We start from the raw sequence: 18,608 nt of genomic DNA, 5'->3' as shown, positions 1-18,608 counted from the left end.
GGCGGGAATCGGGGTGCCGGCCTCAGGCCGCCTTCACCACCGCGCCGCGGATCGCAGCGGCCCACTCCACCACCAACAGCTCGTACTCCGCCCGCTCCTGGGCCGACAGCGTGCCGCCGGCGCGCAGCCACAGCGCCCGGATCTGCTCGTTCAACTCGGCAGCAGACCGCACGGAACCAAAGGCAGAAGAACTCGGGGACATGCGCAACAGCCTAGGGGCAAGCACTGACACTGCGCTACCGGACGGCTACGCAAACCCTATGGACTTGGTCACGGTCGGCCAGGACTCGGCGGCGGTCGACGTTCACCGGCCCATGGCGACGGTGTCGGGCGCCGGTCGGGTTCCGGTCGGGTGCTGGTCGACAGGACCGTCCGCGGAGGTCGCCTGTGGCCTGGCCTCGGTGGCGCCTGCGGCCTCGTCGGGTGACTCCGCCCGTAGTACTCTACGTGAAGTGGTGTGGGGGTCGGTGCTACGGCTGGAGTGGTTTCCATGGTGAGACGGAACGACGAGCGGCGAGCCGCCCTCGTCGACGCCGCTATCGAGGTGCTGGCCAGGGAAGGCGCCCGGGGTCTGACGTTCCGGGCGGTGGACGGGGAGGCCGCCGTGCCCGCCGGCACCGCGTCCAACTACTTCGCCAACCGCGACGACCTGCTCACCCAGGCGGGCGCCCGGGTCTACGAGCGGCTCCAGCCCGACGAGGCCACGATCACCCGCCAGCGGACGGCCGGCCGCGACCGGGAGACCTACACGCAACTGATGCGCGAACTGGTCGGCCGCGTCTCCTCGTTCCGTACCGGCTACCTCGCGCTGCTCGAACTGCGGCTGGAAGCCACCCGGCGCCCCGAACTGCGCAAGGTGCTCACCGAGCGGGTCCGGGCCGACGTCGACGCCAACGTCGCGTACCACGAGGCCTCGGGCCTTCCCGGGGACGCGATGGCCGTCAAGCTGCTGATCCTGGCCCTGAACTGGCTGATCGTCGAACAGCTCACCCTGCCGGACGTCTTCACGGAGGCGGAGCGCGATCAACTGGTGACGGCGGCGGTCGACCGGATCGTGGCGCCGGAGTAGCCACGACGGCCCGCGCCCCGCGCCGACTCGGTCGGAGTCGGTGCGGGGCGCGGGCCGTGGACTGCCGGGCGCGGGGGCGGGATCAGCCCGCCGACTCCGCCGCGTGCGGGCTCAGGGCGCCCGTCGCGACGAGGGCGATGATCACGATGCCGAGGATCACGCGGTAGTACACGAACGGCATGAACGATTTGGTGGAAATGAACTTCATACACAAGTTTATGACGACTTTGCTCCACCCGACTTGACCTGCGGTTTTCCACCACTTTCAAGATCGAATGTGAGAGCAGTGGGAGACGGCACCTTCCAGTGCTCTCCTTCGCTGGCCACGAAACGCAGCCACCTGGTGTGCAGCGAACCTGCAGTCTCCGGTTTGCAGCGAACCTGCAATCTCCTGCTCCATGGCCAGGGCAACGTGCGAGTAGAGACCATCCACGCCGGCGACCTCGCGGCCCATGCGCTTCTCCACGGCGATGCGACTGTGTCGATCTTCGTCCAGCCACTCCTTGCCGCCGTGACGAAGCAGGTACAGCCGCTTTCCGGCGTACGCGGTTGCGGGGAACTGGCCCCTGACCCGCGGCCAAACTGTCCGACAAGGCCCTGGCCGCAGTGCGTGCCCCGGTCGCTCAACAGCCCGGATGAGATTTTCGGCAAGGGCAGGATGCATGAGACCGACTGGGACGATGAGGACGACAACGTGCCCCGGATGAGCTGATCGGCAAGCGAAGATCTGTGCGGCAGTGACCTGCATGCCCTGGCGGTCGCCGGAGGCGCTCCAGCGGTCACCGCACCCCAGCGGGCGCCGGCCGCGTTTCTGCGTCTGCCCGCCGGGTGATCCCGTACCGGGGCACCGCTGCTCTGGCACTCGTGCCCGTACGGGGCGGTGTAGCCGGTGGTCGGGTGCACGGTCGCCTCAGGTTGTCGGTGCCGTCGGCTAGCGTGCGAGGTATGCGCTACTTCAATACGGCCGGGCCGTGCGTCCCCACGCGTCACTACATGGTGCCGGCCCAGGAGCGGCTGCCCAGGGCCCGCGGGTACATCGAGCAGGGCCAGTACTTCGTGGTGCACGCGCCGCGGCAGACCGGGAAGACGACGGTGCTGGCGGCGATGGCCCGGGAACTGACGGCCTCGGGCCGGTACGCGGCGCTGCACTTCTCGTGCGAGAGCGGGGAGGTGGCCGGGGAGGACTACGGCCAGGCCGAGTTGCTGGTGCTGGAGGCGATTCGGCGGTCCGCGGAGTCCGCTGGGCTTCCTGATGAGCTCGCGCCCCCCGCCTCCTGGCCCGACGCGGTGCCCGGGTCCCGGCTCACGCGGGGGCTGGCTGAGTGGGTGCGGAGCTGTCCGCGTCCGCTGGTGCTGTTCTTCGACGAGATCGACGCGCTGCGGGGGGAAGGCCTGCGCAGTGTGCTGCGCCAGTTGCGCGATGGCTTCACTGTCAGCCGTGGCGGCTTCCCGCATGCGGTGGTGCTGTGCGGGCTGCGGGATGTGCGTGACTACAAGGCGGCCTCGGGCGGGGATCCGGGGCGCCTTGGTACGTCGAGTCCGTTCAACATCAAGGTGGCGTCGCTGCGGTTGGGCGACTTCACCGCGGCCGAGGTCGCCGAGCTGTACGGGCAGCACACCACGCAGACGGGCCAGGATTTCACGGTGGATGCGCTGGAGTGTGCCTTCGGCTTTACCCAGGGACAGCCGTGGCTGGTCAACGCGCTGGCCCGGGAGGTCGTCGAGGAGATGGGGGTGCCGTCGGACACGCCGATCACGGCCGAGCACATGGAGGAGGCGAAGGAGCGGCTGATCCTGGCGCGTGCGACGCATCTGGACTCGCTGGCCGCCAGGTTGGGCGAGGACCGGGTGCGGCGGGTGATCCAGCCGGTGATCGCGGGCGAGCTGCTCCTGCCGACGGACACGTACGACGACGATCTGGCGTACGTGCGCGACCTGGGGCTGGTCGCTCCGGACGCGCCGGTGCGGGTGGCCAATCCGATCTACCAGGAGGTCATTGTCCGGGTCCTGGGGAACAACACGGAGGGCCAGGTCGTCGCCGCCCCGAGCAGCTTCCGGCTGCCGGACGACCGGATCGACATGGACAAGCTGCTGTGCTCCTTCGCCGAGTTCTGGCGGGAGAACGGCGAGATCCTGGCCACCGCCTCGACCTACCCGGAGGCCGCGGCACAGCTGGTGATGATGGCCTACCTGCACCGGATCGTGAACGGGGCGGGTTTCATCGACCGGGAGTACGGGATCGGCCGGCGGCGCGTGGACCTGCTGATTCGCCAGCCGTACACCGCTGCCGACGGTTCGCGGGCGGTGCAGCGCGAGGCGCTGGAGCTGAAGGTGTGGCGCCAGGGCCGCACCGACCCCCTCGCCGAGGGGCTGGCACAGTTGGACGACTACCTGGACCGCATGGAGCTGTCCACGGGCACCCTCGTCGTCTTCGACACCCGCCCGCAAGCAGCCACGGTCCACGAGCGCACCGCCTTCTCGCAGCAGACCACGCCCTCCGGGCGCACCGTCACCCTGCTGCGCGCCTGACGGCTGGGAGACCTCAGCCAGGAGCGCCCCCGGATTTTCCTCCCGTGGCCGTGTTCCCGGAGCAGCACGGGTTCGGTGCGGGAGCCGAGATCTTCGGTGCCCAGTACGCGACGTGCCCGGCCACCCGGGTCACTGGTGGCTGGCCTGCGACGTGTCGAACTACGGCATCGCCTGCAGACACTGCAACAGCGGCGGAGCCCGCTACAACGGTGTCCGGGAAGGCCGCGCCAAGGGCAGCCAGTTCCCGGTCATAGGCGGTACCCGCGCCCGCGCATCAGCCGATGACCTGGACCGCGAACAGCCGCTGCTCCCAGCCCACCACAGCGACCCCGACCTGCTCGGCTTCGACAGCGCCGGCTACGCCCGGCGCAGCAGCACCCCCTACTCGCAGGCCGAAGCGAAACGCGGCCTGTGCCGCGCCGACGAAACCATACGGATCCTCGCGCTCAACGACTCCCACCTCGTCCCGCTCCGCAGCCGCCTCATGCGGGCGGTCACCGTACTCGCCCGCTACGGGGACGATCCCGCCATCCAGCAGCTGATCGACGACAAGGTGGGGCCCAAGGCGCCATACAGCTCAGCAGCCGCCATGGCCCTGGCCCTGCAGCGCGCCTGCGACCGGCCCGCTGCCGCGCCCACGCCGGCCGCAACGACGCCCACACCCACCGTCGACCCGGAACGCTCCCGAGTCGACCTGCAAGACCTGCTGGAACATCTGGACCCGGACGACCTGAAGGCCGGCATCACCTTCACGGGCCGGCACGAGAAGAAGGTCCACCAGGCGGTCCTGAACCACGAGGGCCAGATCAACGTCCTGGGCCGCCCCTGGCGCACCCCGACCACCGCCGCCAGGGCCGCGACCGGCAGCAACAAGATCGACGGCTGGGATTTCTGGCGTCTGACCATCGCCGGTGTGGAGCAGACCCTCGCCGAGTTCCGCGCCACGCACTTCCCGCCACCCGCACCGGTGTGACAGGGCGGAACTGTCCGCCTCGCCGGCGACGGTCTCCTGCTGATCCCTTCGGTCTTCGTCGGGAATATCGCCGCCCACCTGGAAGACCCCTGGCCCAGGACCTTGATCTACCCTGCCCGCGGCACCGCCGCCCTGCGGGGCGAACAAAAGACCGTCCCTCAACCGGACGCGCTGACCGCTCTGGTCGGCCGGGCCCGAGCCCGGCTGCTGGTGGCGCTGGACGCCCCGGCCAGTACCCGGCGTATAGCCTGACTCGTCTGCCGCCCCGTATTTCCGCAGGTCAGAGGCTATGTTTAATTGATAAACAAACACTTGGGGTCGAATCCGGGTCGAATTCGGGTTCGCGTATTGTCGTTCCCGTCCCACCGACATGCGGCAGATGCGGTCATTCCGGGCGATGAAGGTGGTCCGGCATCGGTCTGTAGTGGACATCCAGGCGCCGGACAGGTTCACAAGTACATGTACGAGGTGTCTTCTTGTCGACCAGCTCGGGCTGAACTCGATCACCGGTGGGGCGCCCTGCGGCAGGCCCTGGAAGTGATCACTGCGAGAGCGTCTCGTTGATCGCTCCCGCCAAGAACCACTGGTTTCCAGCAAAAGCGGTGATGTGCGGCATGGCAGTTCCCGTCTCTGTCGGCGGGGCTCCGTCGCCCCGCGTGCCGTGGTTGGAAACAGGGTTGTGAGGCTTGCATCGGCTCGGCAAGACGTCTTCTGTCAGGCGGAAGGACTTCCGTAAAGGGGCTGGTCAGAGCCCTGTTCTGTCAGCCCCCTAGTCGCCAGAGTGGAGCGCCGGGTGGTGCTGCTGTTCGGTTCGCGCTCGGGGGAGCCGGAGGTGGCGCCGGCGGGTGCGACTACTCGCTACGTGGCGCTAATCGCCCAAAAATGTCCACTTAGTTTCAATTGTGAGACTCCTCTGTCGGTGGATGCTCGGTACAGCGGCAAGAATCAGCATCACTGCAGGTCAACTACTGTTCGTTTTGGAGTCTGGGGCCCTCGGGGCGAATCCGGGTCGAATCCGCACCGTTTTCGGTTGTGGAGCGTATTGCCGCTGGTCAGGGTGGTGCGAGGTCGTGTACTGATTCGCCTTGCGGCTGGGGGTGGCGCGGCGAGCAGTAGGGCCGATGAGCCGCTGACGGGGCACTGAGTGGCGGTGGTCGTCTGCCAGGGGCGGGGGGCTGGCCAGCGGATTCTTCGCTGCTGGTGGCGGTCGCCTTTCGTGATCACGGCCTGCGGAAATGTCTTCAGGCGGGACGGCTGATGCGTGCCGGCCCGGGATTGATGGTTCCTGGCCGAGACCGACCTGCCGGGCGTGTCAGGGGCCGTCCAGGAGCCGCGCGGTGGTCGGGCCATGTGGCACAGGCCCCGCCGCCTCGCGCGGCAGCCGGTGCTCTCGCGCTATCCGGTACACCCCCACAACTGCCATTCCTTGGCGCCGATATCAGCGCAGTCTCGGTCGGCTCGCGGGCACCAATGCCGAACTGGAGCTCTTGGTACCTCGGAGAGTTCATGGATCCGCGAGGACCCTTGAGTCACGCTCATGTACGTCCGGCTCATGGCAAGGTAGTTGGGGGAGTTCACATCTTCTGTGTCCAGATCGGCACTGCCGCGCGTGACAGACGCCCGTGCGCCCGCGGCGAACGGGGCAGTCTTGGAAGCCCGCTTCAGGGGGCGACACACCTGGGGCACTGTGGAGGCGGCCGAGCAGGGCCGGTCGACGGAATTCACCTCGCGGTACGAGGTGAATGGCATCCTGACTGGCGCCAGTGACGACATCTCGGGCGGTCTTTCCGCGTACGACGAAAGGCCAGGCCGACAGTGCGGTTGCCGCCCTCTCGGATCCGGCCCAGCGCGGGGTCACCAACGCAACCCGTCGAGTAACCTGAGCACCCGGTGCTCGACCTGGTACAGCTCGTGGGCGAATTGCCGGTGGCTCAGCAGTAGTTCGTGTCCATGGCGCGGGACTCTGCCACGATGAAGGGCAACCACGAACTGACGGTCACGGCCCTCGTCTCGTCGAACACCGCCGCCGAGGTTGTCCTGCCCGGCGACAGCGACGGCGTCGAGGTGGGCTCGGGCCGCCACACCTGGACGGTTCCGTTCGACGCCGACCCCGCCGAACGAACGCCCCTGTCGGTGGACATGAGCATGGACGACCTGCTGGACCGCGAAGAGGCGGCCCGTGCCTTCAAGGAACTGATGACCGCATACGTCCCGGAGGCCGCCGCCTTCATCGAGGGCGGCTCAGGGGCTCCACAGGCACTACGGTCCGGGCCATCGCCGGGATGCTGCCCGGTGGCGACAGCTTCCTCGCTGACCTGGAGAAGAAGTTCGCGGCCTTGGACGGCCGTGTCCGACAGACGGGTCTGCCCGCTCGTCACGAGCGGGCCCCCGGGACAGGCCGCCGAAGTCAGCATTCAGCGCGATCTGCCGACGAGCGCGGCAGTGTGTCCCGATCGACCGATACCGACCCGGTGCGGGACGCGGGCAGAAGGACGTCCACCCGCGTGCCACGGCCGGGGACGCTGTCCAGACGGATCCTGCCGTGGTGCAGGTCCGTGATCGCCGCCACGATAGCCAGTCCCAGCCCGCTGCCTCCGTCGACACGGCTGCGGCCCTTGTCGGCGCGATAGAACCGGTCGAAGACGTGGGTGAGCGACTCATGGGGGATACCCGGGCCGAAGTCCTCCACCCGTAGCATCACCTCGTCGCCCGACGTGCTCAGAGTGACCCGACAGGGAACATCCGGTGCCGTGTGCATACGGACGTTGCCGAGCAGATTGCTGAGCAGGCTCCGCAACTGGGCCTCGTCCCCGCTGACTGTCACGTCGGGCTCGATGTACGCCCCGGTCGGCCGTGACGGCTCCACTGCCCTGGCGTCGCGGCAGCAGTCGCGTACGAGCCCGCTCAGGTCAACCGGCTCAAGACTTGCCTCGTCCTGCTCGTCGAACCGGGCAAGCCCGAGGAGCGACTCGACCAGCCGTGTCATGCGATGGATCTCGGAGAGCATCCGCTCCACCGCCTCGTTCACCGCGGCCCGGTCCGGCAGCGCCCCGCTCTGGTACAACTCGGCGTAGCCGCGCAGGGATTGGAGCGGCGTGCGCAGTTCGTGCGAGGCGTCCGCCACGAACTGACGCATCCGCTCCTCGGACTGCTCGCGGGCGGTGAGCGCGGCCTGGATCTGGTCGAGCATCCCGTTCAAGGCGTCCGCGAGGCGTCCGACCTCCGTGGTGGGTGCTGAGGCGGCTACGGTCAACCGCTGGGCGAAGTCGCCGGCGGCGATGGTGTCGGCCGTGTCCGCAGCCCGCTCCAGCGGGCGCAGTTCCCGCCGTACGACAGTAGTGCTCACCAGGGCCACACCGGTCAGCCCTGCCAGTTCCACGAGCACGATCACGGCCGGATCGCCGCTGAGAATCCAGCTGAGTGCCGTGGCTGCCATGGCGCCGGCGCACAGCACCGTGACGACCATGCTCAGGCGCGCGCGAAGCGGCGACCGGCGCAACCGCTTCAGCATCCCGGCTCCCGGATGGCGTAGCCGATGCCCCGCTGGGTGTGGATCAAGGGTGGACCGAGCGCGTCGAGTTTGCGGCGCAGGTAGCTGATATACGTGGCGACCACGGTGTCGTCGCCGTTGAAGTCGTACGACCAGACGTGTTCGAGGAGTTGGGCCCGGGGCACGATCCGACCGCTGTGCAGCATCAGGTAGCGCAGCAGCCGGAACTCGGTCGGGGAGAGACCGATCGCAGTGCCGCCGCGGCGTACGGAGTGGGTGGCCGGGTCGAGTTCGAGGTCGGCGACCCGCAGGACGGAGCTCTCGTGCTCGGGTCTGCGGGTGCGGCGCAGCACAGCACCGATCCGGGCGGCCACCTCGTCGAGACCGAACGGTTTGGTGACGTAGTCGTCACCACCCGCTGCGAGTGCCTTGACCAGGTCCTTACGTGTGTCACGTGCGGTGAGGAAGACAACCGCGTGCGGGAGGCCGTCGGCGCGCAACCGCCGCATGACCTCGATGCCGTCGCCGTCCGGGAGCATGATGTCCAGCAGGATGAGCTCGGGAAGGTGGTCGCGGGCCTCGGCAAGGGCTTCCTTCACCGTGGCGGCCGTCCGGACCTCGTAGCCGATGAACCGCAGGAAACGGCCGACGGTGTCCAGGATCGCCGGCTCGTCGTCGACGACGAGCAATCGCCCGAGCGGTGGCTCGGACTCCGCCACGGCTGCGGCGTTCTCGTCGGGCATGCGCGTCAACCCTTTCCTCAGTGCCGCGGGACCCTGCCCGCCTTCGGTGCTCAATTGATCGTCTCCGACCCGCGTGGCGCGTTCCATGGGAGTTGTGTGTGAACAGCGGTCCCGAAGGGCCGTTTCGCGGAGTGTGGCCCGGAGGCGTTCCTACGGTGGATAAGGCAGGCCTCGGCGACTGGCGTCCTCCACCGGTCGGGGCACTGCTCATTTCCCATTCCCCGGCCATCGGGAGTCTTCGCGTGTCCACCCTGCTGTACCGCCTGGGCCGTTTCGCCTACCGGCGGAAATGGTCCGTCATCGGCGCTTGGTCCGTACTGCTGCTCGTCGCGGTCCTGGCGGCCCTCGGCCTGATGAAGCCGTTCACCACCTCGACGACCATCCCGGGTACCGAGGCCCAGCGCACGCTCGACGTCGTGCAGGCAGAGTTCCCCAGCGACCAGTCCCACCTCACCGGAAGGATCGTCTTTCGGGCCCCACGCGGTGAGACCCTCACGACCGGCGACGTGGCCCGCATCGTACGGCGAACGGTCGATGAGGCGGCGGATGTTCTGGGCGTCAGGTCGGTCACCGCACCCTCCGCGTCGTCGGGGACGGTCTCGGCCGACGGCCGGACGGGCATCGCCGCACTGACCTTCACCACCGACAAGACCGGCACCCTTTCCGAGGCGACCACCAACGGCGTCGAGCGACTCGTGGCCGAGGCACGTCGCGAGGGGCTGACCGGGGAGATCGGCGGAGACGCCTTCTCCAAGGTCGAGGTCAAGGTGATGGGCCCCGGGGAAGCCGTGGGCGTGCTCATCGCCCTGGGCATTCTGGTCTTCGTCTTCCGCTCCCTGCGTGCCGCGGTCATTCCCGTCGCGACCGCGCTCGTCGGGGTTGCCGTGGGTGTGCTCGGCCTGCTGAGTCTGACCAGCGTCGTCACGATGGACAGCACCTCGGTGATCCTCGCCGTGATGCTGGGCCTGGCCGTGGGCATCGACTACGCCCTGTTCATCGTCTCCAGGCACCAGACCCAGGTCAGGGCGGGCATGGAACCAGAGGAGTCGGCCGGCCTGGCGACCGGGACGGCCGGTGGAGCGGTCGTCTTCGCCGGCGCGACCGTCGTCATCGCACTGGCCGCGCTCTCCGTGGTGAACATCCCGTTCCTTACCGTCATGGGACTGGGTGCTGCGGCGACGGTCGTCGTCTCCGTGTCGATCGCCGTCACACTGCTGCCGGCCGTACTCGGCCTGATGGGACGGAACATCGCCACCAGCACGGTCCCCGTCCTGCGTCGTTCCGTCGAGCGCGCCCCCGTCTCGGCACGTCAGCCCGCAGGGCAGCGTTGGGCGGCCATGGTGGCCCGCCGCCGGTGGAGCGTCTTGCTCGTCTCTCTGGTGGGCCTGGGCGTCCTCGCTGTCCCTGCGGCGGATCTCCGACTGGGGCTCGGCGGCACGCAGGATCCCGACACCTCCGCGGGCAGGGCACAGAAGCTCGTGGACGACGGATTCGGCCCCGGCTACAGCGGCACGCTGGTCGTGCTGGTACAGGGTGAAAGGACGGAGGTCGTCCCGGCCGCCGAGCGCATGGCCGGTGTGGTGCGGGACCTGCCTGGGGTGGCCTCCGTGACCCCCGCGGTCCGTGCCGAGTCCGGTCATGCGGCACTGCTCAGCGTCACATCCACCGGTGGCCCGGAGACCGAGACGACCAAGCGGGTCCTGGCAGAGATACGGAACGCCCGAGGCGCCGTGGAGAAGAACAGCGGCACCGAGATCAATGTGACCGGCACCACCGCCGTCAATATCGACGTGGCGAACAAGCTCTCCGCCGCCCTGCCCGTGTACTGCCTGCTGGTGATGGGCCTGGCGCTGCTCCTCCTCGTCGTGGTGTTCCGCGCCCTGGCCGTCCCGCTCAAGGCGGCCCTGGGGTTCCTGCTGTCCCTCGGTGCTTCGCTGGGCGCGCTGGTGGCGGTGTTCCAGTGGGGCTGGCTCTCCGACCTGCTCGGCATCAAGACCACCGGCCCGGTCCTGAGTTTCCTGCCGATGCTGCTGGTGGGCATCCTCTTCGGCCTCGCTATGGACTACGAGGTCTTTCTCGTCTCCCGGATGCGGGAGGAGTACGCCCATGGGCTGCCGCCGGTCGAGGCGATGGTCCGCGGATTCGGGCACGGCGCGAAGGTCGTGATCGCTGCCGCGCTGATCATGATCGCGGTGTTCGGGTCGTTCGTCTTCGCCGACATGCAGGTCATCAAAGGCATGGGCTTTGCGCTCGGCGTCGGCGTGCTCCTGGACGCGTTCGTTGTCCGGATGACGCTTGTCCCCGCCGTGATGGCGGTCCTGGGCCGTAAGGCATGGTGGCTGCCCCGGTTCCTGCACCGAGCGCTGCCGGACATGGACATCGAGGGGGAGCGACTGACGAGCAGGCTGACGCAGGCGTCCGGGCCGGCGGGATGGGATCGGGCGGCACGGCAGCCGCGCGACGCCGACCGGGCGGCAGCCCCGGTGAGCGGCGCGGGTGCACGACGGTACTGAGGAGCCCATCGGCGTGTGGGCGGCGCCAGGAGTTGACCGCACGCCGATCTGGAAGTGGTCCACATCAGAAAACTATCAACGTTCGGGATTCGAGTATGCCTGTCTCCTGCAGGGGGTGATCCGCGCGGGCGTTGGACCCGGTTCCTGTTGAGCGTGCCGATTCTTCGAAGTCGGCCGCTTCGCTCCGATTCCGTCGCCGACGAGGTCGGCCGCCAGGCCCTGCACTGCATCTGCTGCTCGGCCTGTCTCAACGTCTGCCCGGTCTACGAGTGGGCCTGCGGCCACGCTTCCGGCCACGCCTGCGGCTCGGTCTAACCGGGCCCGATCGGTGCGATCCTCAGCCCCCAACTGCGCGGCACGGAAAGCGAGATCGACGCCCCGCTGCCGTACGCCTCCTCGCTGTGCGGGGCCTGCTACAAGGTCTGCCCGGTCGCCATCGACATCCCCGAGGTGCTGGTGCATCTGCGGGAACGGGTCGTTCAGGGCGGGCTGGTGGTCCGCGAGGGCAACAAGGTGGTGCTCAAGCCCGCCAAGGGGCACGCGGCCGAGCGGGCGGCGATGCGGGCGGCCCGCTGGGCGTTCGCCCGCCCCGGTGTCCTGCGCACCGGACAGCGGCCGACCTCGCGCACCCGGCGGCTGCATCCGCGTTCGCTTCCGGGGCCGGGCAGGCCTGGAGCGGTACCCGGGATCTTCCGGCCCTACCCGTGGAGCCGTTCCGCGACTGGTGGCCGCGGACCGACGGCGGCCGCTCGGAGAAGGGGGGCTCGAAGTGAGCAGCAGGGAGCGGATCCTGGGCCGGGTGCGGCGCGCGCTGTCCGATGTCTCGGGCGAGGACGCTCCGATCGAGCGGACGTATCTGCGGGAGCACGGGGACCGCGGCGTCGAGGAGACGGCGGACCTCCTGGCCGAGAACCTCGCCGACTACCGGGCGATCGTGCACCGCTGCACCGCAGCGGACCTGCCCGCGACGCTCGCCGGGATGCCGGCGGCGCGGGGTTCCAGACGGTCCTGGTGCCGTCGGGGCTGGAGCAGTCCTGGCTCGCGGACGCCGACGCCGAGCAGGTCCCGGACCGGGCCGAGAGCACCCCGCACGAGCTGGACCGGATCGACAGTGTGGTGACGGAGTGCGCGGTGGCCGTCGCCGAGTCCGGCACCGTCGTCCTCGACGGCTCCCCCGGCCAGGGCCGCCGCCGCATCACGCTCATGCCCGACCAGCGCATCTGCGTCGTACGGGTCCCGGACCAGGTCGTCTCCGCGGTGCCGCAGGGCCTCGAACGCCTCGAACCGGTAAGTCCGTTGACGTGGATCTCCGGTTCTTCAGCGACCAGCGACGTCGGGCTGGACCGGGTCGAGGGGGTGCACGGTTCGCGCACCCTGGAAGTGATCCCGGTGAACAGGAATGGCGAGTAGGAAACGCTCGCATCGGGCTCTGCTCACCTCCTGCGGTAGGAAAGCAGGATCGTCTGAGGTCCGTGGAGAACGACGATCTGAGAGCCGTGCTGCCGCGGAACGGAGCCCTTCTGTGCATCCGTGCCAGTTCGTCCGCCAGGCTCGGTCCGAGGGCGTCCAGCCGGACTCGTGCGCTTGGAGGCTGATGCGGGAACATCAGCCGTGCCTCCGCCACGGCTCGCTCACCCAAAGTCGCGAGCAGGCCGCGCCTTCGTGCGATCCGAGACCACGACGACCGCCGGAGCGATCGAGAAGGTCGGCGGCGCACAGCGCGGCAAGGCGATCATCGTCCTGAACCCCGCCGAGCCGCCGCTGATCATGCGTGACACGGTCTTCGTCCTGGTCGATGCCCCCGACCCGGCCGCCTGGTCCGATATCCGGCAGAGCATCGAGAAGATGGTGGCCGACGTGGCGGCCTACGTCCCGGGGTATCGGCTCAAACAGCAGACGCAGATCACCGAGATCCCCGGCGACCAGCCACTGGACACTCTGCTCGAAGCCGGCACCCGGCGCCCCACCCATCAGGTGTCGGTGTTCCTGGAGGTCGAGGGCGCCGCACACTATCTGCCCGCCTACGCAGGCAACCTCGACATCATGACCGCGGCGGGACTCCAAGTCGCCGAGCGGATCGCCGCAGCGAAGGCGGACAGCCGATGACCACGCAGATCTACGTCCAGGACGTCACCCTCCGGGACGGCATGCACGCCGTTCGCCACCGCATCAGCCCTGTCGATGTCGCCCGCATCGTGACAGCGCTCGACGAGGCCGGCGTGGACGCGATCGAGATCGCACACGGCGACGGTCTGGCGGGCAGTTCGGTCAACTACGGGCCCGGCTCGCACACCGACTGGGAGTGGATCGAGACCGCGGCCTCCGTACTGAAACGGGCCCGGCTCACCACTCTCCTGCTGCCAGGCGTGGGCACGATCCGCGCACCGCGTGCCGGGGTCGGCCAGATGCCGAACCGGGGAGAGGGCAGGTGGCGGCCAGGGCGCTGAGCGCGGCGTCGAGTCGGGCGGTGGCTTCGTCGGCGACGGGCTTGAGGGCGTCCAGGCCGGTGAGGTGACCATGGTGTCCGGGTCGAGGGCCTGGACGAGCGTGTGGTCGCCGTCGCGGCGGACGACGACGTTGCAGGGCAGGAGCAGGCCGATGGAGCGGTAGGCCTCCAGGGCGTGGTGGGCGAGCGGCGGGTTGCAGGCGCCCAGGATTAGGTAGTTCTCCATGTCGTGGCCGAGCTTGGCCTTCAGCGTGGCCTGGACGTCGATCTCGGTGAGGATGCCGAACCTCTGGTCGGCCAGGGCCTGGCGGACGGCGGCGGTGGCGGCGTCGAAGTCGGTGACGGCCAGTCGGACGGTGCGGTCGTAGGACACGGTGCGCTGCTCCTTCGGTGAGGCGGAAAACCCGGTTCCTTGATACCCCGCCGGGTACCCGGCGCAGCGGACGCAATGCCGCACCCGGAGATATGGGGGACGTCCAGGACCACAGGAATACCCCCGGGGGTACCCCTGTTAGAGTAGGTGTCGAATACCCCCCGGGGTACACCGTTCTTGTGGAGGAGCCGCAGTCGTGTTCTTCGTCGACACCCTTGAGTTCGAGGGTCTGGGCAACCGCAGCTACCTGGCCGGCGGGGCCGCTGCCGCGGTGGTCATCGATCCGCCGCGCGACATCGACCAGGTGATCGCCACCGCCGCCAGGCGCGGGGTGCGCATCGCGTACGTGGCGGAGACCCACGTGCACAACGACTACGTCACCGGTGGCCTGGAGCTGGCCCGCGTCACCGGCGCCTCCTATCTGGTGCCGGCCGCGGCGCACGTGTCCTTCGCCCGCACCCCGGTCGCCGACGGCGACACCGTGGACGTGGACGCGGGTCTGGTCCTGCGTGCGATCGCCACGCCCGGGCACACCCCGCACCACACCGCCTACGTCCTGGAGCAGGACGGGCGCGGCGTGGCGGCGTTCACCGGCGGATCGCTGCTGATCGGTACGGTGGGCCGCCCTGACCTGGTGGAGCCTCGGCTGACCGAGCAGCTGGCCCGGGCCCAGCACGCCTCCGCCCACCGCCTGACCGCCGAGCTGGACGACGAGGTGGCGGTGCTGCCCACCCACGGGTTCGGCAGCTTCTGCTCCTCCGCCCAGGCCGAGGGGGACGCGACCACGATCGGCAAGGAACGCACCAGCAACGACGCGCTCACCCTGGACGTGGACACCTTCGTCCAGCGGATGCTCGCCGGGCTGGAGGACGTGCCCGCCTACTACGCGCACATGGGCCCGGCCAACGCCGCCGGCCCCGCCCCCGTCGACCTCACCCCGCCGAGGCGTGCGGACGCAGGCGAGATCTCCTCCCGGCTGGCCGCGGGGGAGTGGGTGGTGGACCTGCGCAGCCGCACGGCCTTCGCCGAGGGGCACGTGGCCGGCTCGTTCAACTTCGAGGGCGAGGGCAAGCTCGCCACCTACCTGGCCTGGCTGATCCCCTGGGGCAAGCCCGTCACCCTGCTCGCCGACACCCCGGAGCAGATCAGCGCCGCGCAGCGGGAACTCGCGCGGGTAGGCATCGACCGCCCGGCAGCCGCCGCCACCGGCGACCCGGCCGGCTGGGTCCATGAGGGCGAGAGGCTCGCTTCTTTCCCGCGTGCCCGCTTCGCCGACCTTGCCCAGGTGCGCGAGCGCGGCGACGAGGTGGTCGTCCTGGATGTGCGCCGGGACTCGGAGCGAGTGGGCGGCTACATCGACGGCTCGGTCCACATCCCGATCCACGAGCTGCACGGCCGTATCGGCGAGGTGCCGGACGGGACGGTGTGGGTGCACTGCGCCGGCGGGATGCGCGCGGCGATCGCCGCCTCCCTGCTCGATGCCGCCGGCCGCGATGTGGTCGCCGTCGACGACGGATTCGACGCCGCGACGGATGCCGGGCTGCCCCTGGCCTCCGCCTGAGTTCGGCCGTCCCCCCGCAAGGAAGGAAGCGTGTGATGTTCCTCTTTCGCCGAAACGGGCCCCGTGTCACGGTCGACGAGGCACACAGCCGTACCAGCGGCGACCGGCCTGACGCCGTCCTGCTGGACGTCCGCGAGAAGCCCGAATGGAACTCGGGCCACGCCCCGGGCGCCGTCCACGTACCGCTGACGAACCTGGTCGCCGGCGGCACTCTGCCCGCCGAGACGCAGGGCCGTCCGCTGGTGGTGATCTGCCGCAGTGGACACCGCTCCCAGCAGGCCGCGAAGCTCCTCACCGAACGCGGAGCGCACGCGGTGGACGTCGAGGGCGGCATGAACGCGTGGGCCGCCGCCGGACACCCCGTCGTCGACGAACGCGGGAACAGCGGCCGGATAGCGTGACCGTACTCGTTCTCGCCCTCATCGCCGGGGCCGTCATCGGCCTCGCGCTCGGGGCCCTCGGCGGCGGCGGCAGCGTCCTTGCCGTACCGGCACTGATCTATCTGCTCGGCTTCACTCCGGCCGCCGCCACCACCGCCAGCCTGATCATCATCACCGCCACCTCCGCCACCGCCCTGTACGCCCACGCCCGCGACGGGAACGTGGCATGGAAGACAGGGGCGTTGTTCGCCGCGGCGGGCATCGTCCCCGCCTTCCTCGCCGGAGCTGTCGCCGGGCGCCTGCCCGAAGCGGTGCTGACGGCGGCGTTCGCGGTCATCGCCGCGCTGGCGGCCCTGCGCATGCTGCGTCCGTCCGCGTCCGCGTCCGGGCCGCCGGACCGGATCCGTCCCGGCAAGGCGGCCGGCGCCGGTGCCGGACTCGGCGCCGTGACGGGCTTTCTGGGGGTCGGCGGGGGATTCCTCGCCGTGCCCGCCCTGGTGAGCGTCCTGGGACTGGCCATGCGCCGGGCAGTGGGCACCAGCCTGCTCGTCATCACAGTGAACTCACTCGCCGCGCTCGCCGCCCGCACCGGCACCAGCAGCGGGCTCCACTGGGAGATCATCGGCCCCTTCACCGGAGCCGCGATCCTCGGAGCCTGGGACGGCAAACGCCTCGCGACGAAGATCTCCGGCACCACCCTTCAGAGAGTTTTCGCCAGCGTACTGCTGGCAGTGGCGGCCTTCATGCTCGTTGACGTGATCATCTGAACACGAGGGCCGCCACCGGCTCAGACCAGGGACCAGGAGAGCTTCTCCAGCCCCACCGCGCATCTCAGGACCGCGTTCAGTCCGGCTCCCGTCAGATCAAGCTCAGCACACTCCGACACACAAGGATGACATCTGCCATGACCACACCCACGGCCCTCGCCACCGACGAGGCGCGCACCCGCCTGCACGAACTGACCATCATCGACGTGCGCACCCCGGGCGAATACGCCGGCGGTCATCTCCCCGGCGCGCTCAACATCCCCCTCGACCAGATCCGGCGCGCGCTGCCCGACATCCGTCACGCCACCGACCGCGGCGACGTCCTGGTCGTCTGCGCCTCGGGCGCCCGCTCCGAGAACGCCTGCAAGATCCTCGCAGAGAACGGCGTCACCACCGCCACCCTGTCAGGAGGCACCGGTGCCTGGGCGGCCGACGGCCACGAGCTCCACCGCCCCCAGGGCGCCTCCCGCGCCACCTGGGGAATGGAGCGACAGGTGAGGCTCACCGCAGGAGTGACCGTGCTGCTCGGCCTGCTGCTCGGGCTCGTCGTCCACCCCGCCTTCCAGCTCATCTCCGCCGGCATCGCGGGCGGTCTGGTCTACTCCGCCCTGACCAACACCTGCGGCATGGCCGCCATGCTCGCCAAGCTCCCCCACAACCGCCCCCGCGCCGCCGACCTCGACAACACACTGGCCGCACTACGCAACCGCTGAACCACACCACAAAGGGGAGGGACCTGGCTCCGGATCCCTCCCCTTTCGTATCCAGGCCATGTGGCCAACAGCTCCGAACCGGGCGGGTGATCCGGCGTCGCGGCACCACAGCTCAGGCCAGAGAAAGGAACAGCTTCTCCAGCCGAGTACGCATCTGCTCCCGGTCACCGGAAGCAGCCATGTCCGCATCGGTCAGGCAGTGCTGCAGCCCCGTGGCGATGATCGCGAAACCGGCCTTGTCCAAAGCCCTGGACGCCGCGGCGAGCTGGGTGACGACGTCCTCGCAGTCCCGCCCCTCCTCGATCATCTTGATCACACCGGCGATCTGACCCTGCGCCCGGCGCAGCCGGTTGACCACCGTCTTCAGTTCCTCAGCCGCCATCGCCAGTTCCACAACCCACACTCCTTCGGTAAGATACCCCCTTGGGTATCTTACCGAAGGAGTAACCTCACCCGGGCAAAGGAAAATCCCCGTCGCTCCACCACCACCGCCCTCAGTGCCGATCAGGCCAACGCCCGCCCGTACGAGCTGACCGTCATCGACGGAGGTGGCACGGCGCGAACGCATTCTGGAAGTCGCTGCCGAGCTGGGCGCCGATGTGGCCTACGAACGAGTGCAGATGCAGGAGGTCGCCAAGGCCGCCGACCTGGCACTCGGCACGCTCTATCGTTACTTCCCCTCCAAGGTGCACTTGTTCGCAGCGCTGTGGAAGACGCATATCGACGGCTTTGTTGAGGACTGCTGGCAATCCCCTGGGAACGATCCGGGCGCCACCGTCGGCGATCGGCTGGTGGCCCTGACCCGGTCCTTGCTGGACCGGCCCCTGCTGTGCTCGGCGATGGTACGGGCCATCGCCGTCGACTATTCCGTCAACCCCGACTACCACTTTCGGTTCGCCGAGGACAGGCTGTGCCGGGCAGTGCTACACACCCTGGGCCGGGACGCCTCTAGCCTCGCGCTTTCACGAGGTGGGGCGTCCGAGGCTTGATCAAATAAGCGGAGAGTGCTCCTGACCTGCAACGATGGGACTTGTCGAGGGTCCTGTTGGTT

17 protein-coding genes and 5 pseudogenes are annotated in these 18,608 nt (G+C 69.3%); 15 read left to right on the top strand and 7 right to left on the bottom strand.

Annotated features, from left to right (window positions below; genetic code table 11):
- Positions 1-22: 22 nt before the first annotated feature.
- Positions 23-202 (bottom strand): hypothetical protein, encoded by a 180-nt coding sequence (locus P1P75_RS29010; RefSeq protein ID WP_319260818.1) that lies wholly within the window; start codon positions 200-202, stop codon positions 23-25.
- Between the two features lie 288 nt (positions 203-490).
- Here P1P75_RS29010 and P1P75_RS29005 point away from each other — a divergent pair, with 288 nt between their 5' ends.
- Positions 491-1,069 (top strand): TetR family transcriptional regulator, encoded by a 579-nt coding sequence (locus tag P1P75_RS29005; RefSeq protein ID WP_319260815.1) that lies wholly within the window; start codon positions 491-493, stop codon positions 1,067-1,069.
- 82 nt (positions 1,070-1,151) lie between these two features.
- On the opposite strand, the pseudogene P1P75_RS29000 reads toward P1P75_RS29005, so the two are convergent.
- Positions 1,152-1,307: pseudogene (locus tag P1P75_RS29000) on the bottom strand (undecaprenyl-diphosphatase); the annotation flags it as partial.
- A 48-nt stretch (positions 1,308-1,355) separates the two neighbouring features.
- On the opposite strand from P1P75_RS29000, the gene P1P75_RS28995 reads away from it, so the two are divergent.
- The 4 genes from P1P75_RS28995 to P1P75_RS28980 all read left to right on the top strand — a co-directional run bounded on the left by P1P75_RS28995 (position 1,356) and on the right by P1P75_RS28980 (position 4,823).
- Complete coding sequence (locus tag P1P75_RS28995; RefSeq protein WP_143673463.1) at positions 1,356-1,781, top strand: hypothetical protein; 426 nt, start codon at positions 1,356-1,358, stop codon at positions 1,779-1,781.
- 233 nt (positions 1,782-2,014) lie between these two features.
- Positions 2,015-3,598: an ATP-binding protein gene (locus tag P1P75_RS28990; RefSeq protein ID WP_240439316.1), complete on the top strand. Its 1,584-nt coding sequence runs from the start codon at positions 2,015-2,017 to the stop codon at positions 3,596-3,598.
- Positions 3,599-3,710: 112 nt separating this feature from the next.
- Entirely contained in the window at positions 3,711-4,571 is an 861-nt protein-coding gene (locus tag P1P75_RS28985; RefSeq protein ID WP_006378819.1) for a hypothetical protein, read from the top strand.
- A gap of 102 nt (positions 4,572-4,673) precedes the next feature.
- Positions 4,674-4,823: a hypothetical protein gene (locus P1P75_RS28980; protein WP_225966631.1), complete on the top strand. Its 150-nt coding sequence runs from the start codon at positions 4,674-4,676 to the stop codon at positions 4,821-4,823.
- A 1,679-nt stretch (positions 4,824-6,502) separates the two neighbouring features.
- On the opposite strand, the gene P1P75_RS28975 is transcribed toward P1P75_RS28980, so the two are convergent.
- The 3 genes from P1P75_RS28975 to P1P75_RS28965 form a co-directional block, all read right to left on the bottom strand.
- Positions 6,503-6,712, bottom strand: coding sequence for a hypothetical protein (locus P1P75_RS28975; RefSeq protein ID WP_143673346.1), 210 nt, complete (start codon positions 6,710-6,712; stop codon positions 6,503-6,505).
- A gap of 266 nt (positions 6,713-6,978) precedes the next feature.
- Positions 6,979-8,082 carry a cell wall metabolism sensor histidine kinase WalK gene (locus P1P75_RS28970; protein WP_010358252.1) on the bottom strand — a complete coding sequence of 368 codons (1,104 nt, stop codon included), beginning with the start codon at positions 8,080-8,082 and terminating at the stop codon, positions 6,979-6,981.
- Complete coding sequence (locus tag P1P75_RS28965; RefSeq protein WP_006378898.1) at positions 8,076-8,804, bottom strand: response regulator transcription factor; 729 nt, start codon at positions 8,802-8,804, stop codon at positions 8,076-8,078. The genes P1P75_RS28970 and P1P75_RS28965 overlap by 7 nt, the downstream gene beginning before the upstream one ends.
- A gap of 242 nt (positions 8,805-9,046) precedes the next feature.
- Here P1P75_RS28965 and P1P75_RS28960 point away from each other — a divergent pair, with 242 nt between their 5' ends.
- The 5 genes and pseudogenes from P1P75_RS28960 to P1P75_RS28940 all read left to right on the top strand — a co-directional run.
- On the top strand, positions 9,047-11,317 hold the full coding sequence (locus P1P75_RS28960; protein ID WP_319260812.1) for an MMPL family transporter: 2,271 nt from the start codon (positions 9,047-9,049) through the stop codon (positions 11,315-11,317).
- 180 nt (positions 11,318-11,497) lie between these two features.
- Positions 11,498-12,090 (top strand): annotated as a pseudogene (locus P1P75_RS28955) (lactate utilisation protein LutB domain-containing protein); the annotation flags it as partial.
- Positions 12,087-12,727 (top strand): annotated as a pseudogene (locus P1P75_RS28950) (lactate utilization protein C). The pseudogenes P1P75_RS28955 and P1P75_RS28950, both read left to right, overlap by 4 nt.
- A gap of 252 nt (positions 12,728-12,979) precedes the next feature.
- Positions 12,980-13,423, top strand: coding sequence for an acetaldehyde dehydrogenase (locus P1P75_RS28945; RefSeq protein ID WP_006379292.1), 444 nt, complete (start codon positions 12,980-12,982; stop codon positions 13,421-13,423).
- Positions 13,420-13,695 (top strand): annotated as a pseudogene (locus P1P75_RS28940) (4-hydroxy-2-oxovalerate aldolase); the annotation flags it as partial. The gene P1P75_RS28945 and the pseudogene P1P75_RS28940, both read left to right, overlap by 4 nt.
- Positions 13,696-13,750: 55 nt before the next feature.
- On the opposite strand, the pseudogene P1P75_RS28935 reads toward P1P75_RS28940, so the two are convergent.
- Positions 13,751-14,136: pseudogene (locus P1P75_RS28935) on the bottom strand (DUF302 domain-containing protein); the annotation flags it as partial.
- A gap of 196 nt (positions 14,137-14,332) precedes the next feature.
- Between P1P75_RS28935 and P1P75_RS28930 the strand changes: the two are divergent.
- From P1P75_RS28930 to P1P75_RS28915, 4 genes are all read left to right on the top strand, one after another.
- The gene (locus P1P75_RS28930) at positions 14,333-15,697 is read left to right on the top strand and encodes an MBL fold metallo-hydrolase (protein WP_319260809.1); all 1,365 of its coding nucleotides are present in this window, start codon (positions 14,333-14,335) and stop codon (positions 15,695-15,697) included.
- A gap of 35 nt (positions 15,698-15,732) precedes the next feature.
- A complete protein-coding gene (locus P1P75_RS28925; RefSeq protein WP_319260807.1) occupies positions 15,733-16,098 on the top strand; it encodes a rhodanese-like domain-containing protein in 366 nt (121 codons plus the stop codon).
- The gene (locus P1P75_RS28920) at positions 16,095-16,844 is read left to right on the top strand and encodes a sulfite exporter TauE/SafE family protein (protein ID WP_319260805.1); all 750 of its coding nucleotides are present in this window, start codon (positions 16,095-16,097) and stop codon (positions 16,842-16,844) included. Before P1P75_RS28925 ends, P1P75_RS28920 begins: the two co-directional genes overlap by 4 nt.
- 137 nt (positions 16,845-16,981) lie before the next feature.
- On the top strand, positions 16,982-17,557 hold the full coding sequence (locus P1P75_RS28915; protein ID WP_010358256.1) for a rhodanese-like domain-containing protein: 576 nt from the start codon (positions 16,982-16,984) through the stop codon (positions 17,555-17,557).
- Positions 17,558-17,669: 112 nt separating this feature from the next.
- Here P1P75_RS28915 and P1P75_RS28910 read toward each other — a convergent pair whose 3' ends face one another.
- On the bottom strand, positions 17,670-17,951 hold the full coding sequence (locus P1P75_RS28910; protein WP_010358257.1) for a metal-sensitive transcriptional regulator: 282 nt from the start codon (positions 17,949-17,951) through the stop codon (positions 17,670-17,672).
- A 154-nt stretch (positions 17,952-18,105) separates the two neighbouring features.
- Between P1P75_RS28910 and P1P75_RS28905 the strand changes: the two genes are divergently transcribed.
- A complete protein-coding gene (locus tag P1P75_RS28905; protein ID WP_319260802.1) occupies positions 18,106-18,546 on the top strand; it encodes a helix-turn-helix domain-containing protein in 441 nt (146 codons plus the stop codon).
- The last annotated feature ends 62 nt before the right edge of the window (positions 18,547-18,608 follow it).

It is taken from the genome of Streptomyces sp. ID05-39B, assembly GCF_033794725.1.
Classification (GTDB): Bacteria; Actinomycetota; Actinomycetes; order Streptomycetales; family Streptomycetaceae; genus Streptomyces; species Streptomyces bobili.
The sequence above is the reverse complement of the archived record's forward strand: the minus strand, read 5'-3'. Positions and strand labels throughout refer to the sequence as shown.

Coding starts and splice junctions, on each gene's coding strand:
- P1P75_RS28925 (WP_319260807.1), top strand. CDS start 15,733: ATGTTCCTCTTTCGCCGAAACGGGCCCCGTGTCACGGTCGACGAGGCA.
- P1P75_RS28915 (WP_010358256.1), top strand. CDS start 16,982: ATGACCACACCCACGGCCCTCGCCACCGACGAGGCGCGCACCCGCCTG.
- P1P75_RS29005 (WP_319260815.1), top strand. CDS start 491: ATGGTGAGACGGAACGACGAGCGGCGAGCCGCCCTCGTCGACGCCGCT.
- P1P75_RS28975 (WP_143673346.1), bottom strand. CDS start 6,712: ATGTCCACCGACAGGGGCGTTCGTTCGGCGGGGTCGGCGTCGAACGGA.
- P1P75_RS29010 (WP_319260818.1), bottom strand. CDS start 202: ATGTCCCCGAGTTCTTCTGCCTTTGGTTCCGTGCGGTCTGCTGCCGAG.
- P1P75_RS28970 (WP_010358252.1), bottom strand. CDS start 8,082: ATGCTGAAGCGGTTGCGCCGGTCGCCGCTTCGCGCGCGCCTGAGCATG.
- P1P75_RS28990 (WP_240439316.1), top strand. CDS start 2,015: ATGCGCTACTTCAATACGGCCGGGCCGTGCGTCCCCACGCGTCACTAC.
- P1P75_RS28965 (WP_006378898.1), bottom strand. CDS start 8,804: ATGCCCGACGAGAACGCCGCAGCCGTGGCGGAGTCCGAGCCACCGCTC.